At 44.9% G+C, this 2,577-nt stretch carries 2 protein-coding genes; both read right to left on the bottom strand.

Translation table 11 applies throughout. The features are described 5' to 3' along the window. Window positions 1–164 precede the first annotated feature (164 nt). A complete protein-coding gene (locus ACR2PX_RS06125; protein ID WP_433998477.1) occupies window positions 165–2,195 on the bottom strand; it encodes a polysaccharide biosynthesis protein in 2,031 nt (676 codons plus the stop codon). Between the two features lie 51 nt (window positions 2,196–2,246). Beyond that, window positions 2,247–2,444, bottom strand: a complete 198-nt coding sequence (locus ACR2PX_RS06130; RefSeq protein ID WP_433998478.1) for a hypothetical protein — start codon at window positions 2,442–2,444, stop codon at window positions 2,247–2,249. Between the last annotated feature and the right edge of the window lie 133 nt (window positions 2,445–2,577).

Genomic DNA, 2,577 nt, shown 5'->3' on the forward strand with positions numbered 1-2,577 from the left:
GGCGCTCCTATAGAAGTCATCAAACAGTACGTTCAGCAGCAGAGAACACCGCATTAGTCGGCTATCGCCGACGAGCTTACATCCCCGCACTCAAAGTACGGGGTTTTACGCTCAACCGATAAACAAAACAAAAGCCAAAAAACATCGCTCAACAGCCACGGCAGTCAATGATACTTCAGGACCTCTCTCTCTTGATGCGTTTCAGACTGTCTGGATTGATCCATCCAGTCAACCACATCAGACGTTGGAGCAAAACCATTAACATAACTGGACAGCAGGCTTCTTAGATCACTAAACCGTCGATCTCTCGCCACCTCTAAAGCAGTCTCCAATGCCAACCGATAGTCAGACCAGCTTTCTTTATGTTCTATTGCCATACTGATTTTGGGGTGACTGGTGCCTGTCACATTGTCCCCAATCAATAGTTCTTCATAGAGCTTTTCCCCTGGACGCAATCCAGTGTAAACAATCTCAATATCACCTTCGGGATTATCTTCGTCTTTTAAAGTCAAACCCGATAAGTTGATCATTCTCCTTGCCAGATTCACTATTTTAACGGGTTGCCCCATATCCAAAACGAATACTTCACCACCAGAGGCCATAGCACCTGCCTGAATCACCAGTAGTGCAGCCTCTGGAATCGTCATAAAATAGCGGTTAATATCCGGATGAGTGACAGTGACTGGACCGCCCACACGGATCTGCTCACGAAATACCGGGATAACAGAACCACTGGAGCCCAGTACATTGCCAAACCGAACCATGGTAAAACAGGTATTAACAGGAATGTTGGCTTCTGGATTGACTCCAAATCGCTCAGGCTGAAAAAGATTTATCGACCGCTCATCAGCCAGTGCCTGCAGGGCCATTTCAGCCAATCGTTTTGAAGCACCCATAACATTGGTAGGTCGAACCGCCTTATCAGTAGAGACCAGTACAAAGCGTTCAACTTGAGTAATCATTGCTGCTTGCGCAGTATAAAGAGTCCCTAGAGTGTTGTTTCGTAACCCTTCTTCAATATTATGCTCTACCATTGGCACATGCTTATAGGCTGCAGCATGATAAACCGTGTCCACAGCAAACCTGCGTAGTGTCTCAACCAACCTATCCGGATTATTGACTGAACCAAGAACCGCTGCTACCTGAACCGTTTTACACTCACTTAAACTGATTTTCGTTTTTATTAAGTCCTGCTCAACCGAATAAAGACTAAATTCACAGTGCTCATAAAGGACAAGACATAAAGGTTTCTGCTTCAGGATTTGCCGACACAATTCAGAACCAATAGAACCACCTGCTCCGGTAACCATCACCACCTTGCCAGTAATACACTTTTCCAGAAGGTCATGTCTTGGTGCCACCTCATCTCTTCCCAGCACATCGCCTATATCAACGGGCTGAATCTCCTGCATTTTCATTCGACCACTGGCCAGATCAGACATAGCAGGCACTGTTCGAATAGGAAGGCCATATTGCTCTAGAGTCTGGACTATCTCCTTACGTCTTTGCTTAGTTGCAGAAGGTATAGCGAGTAACACCTCCTGCACTCCAGTCTCTTGCACCATCTGTTCGAAATGTTTGGGGCGATAAATACGCCTGCCCTGGATGGCACGACCTGCATTGTCTTTTTTGTCATCAAGAAAAGCGACTGGCTGATACTCAATGCCTTTATCTAAAGCAGACATCACCTGGACGCCTGCAGCCCCTGCGCCAAATATGGCTACCGGGATACCTCTGCTAGAGTGCCCTTGTCTACGAGGAAAAAACTCAGGAAATATATCTGCTATGGACTCTTCCAATAACCAACTACGAATGACATAGCGTGAGATTGTCATAGTCGGAAGCAATAGAAGCCAGTAAATAAAGGGAATTGATCTGGGAAGATGGACCGTACCAGAGACAAAACCTGCAAGCATCAAACAGATTGTGGAGTATGAGCAGGCTTTAATGATGACTATTATAGAGTCAGATCCCATATAACGAAGCACCGCTCGATAAAGCCCCATTCTGACCAGAAAAGGCACGGTTACTGCTACAGCGACAATGAACGCAGGATAGTAACGGCTAAACGAATCCATCATGCCTAAACGGATGTAAAAAGCCAGCCATAGGCAGAGAATTATCGCTGCTGTATCAAATAACAGTGTAACTAAACGTTTACCCGAGCGAGGGAGGGTGAGCAATATGTGGCGCATGTATTACCTGAAGAATAAGTGAAAAAATCGATCAAAACACTACAGTGAAGACTACTTAACTCGATCACCCTGACCACACCCAGCCAGAGTCATCAATAGATAGCGGAAATAGTTGGTAACAGATAACCCTTTAATTATTTCTGCATCTGTTTTGACAAGCAGTTCTGGAGTAGGCATATCAATATCAACAGATAAACCAATCAGTCGCTTTTGCCTGCGTGGTAAGGCTATTAACTTTTCTCTAAACATAAATCATAGCAATTCCCGCTCAAATAGAAACCCCTTGATTTTAAAGGGCTGCAGAGGATTTATAGAATTGGAAGCCGCAGACTTTTTAACTTCAGTTTTGTACATAATTCAGGCAGATCTCTACGATACCCGG

It is taken from the genome of Endozoicomonas sp., from assembly GCF_051008435.1.
In the GTDB taxonomy this organism is placed as follows: Bacteria; Pseudomonadota; Gammaproteobacteria; order Pseudomonadales; family Endozoicomonadaceae; genus Endozoicomonas_A.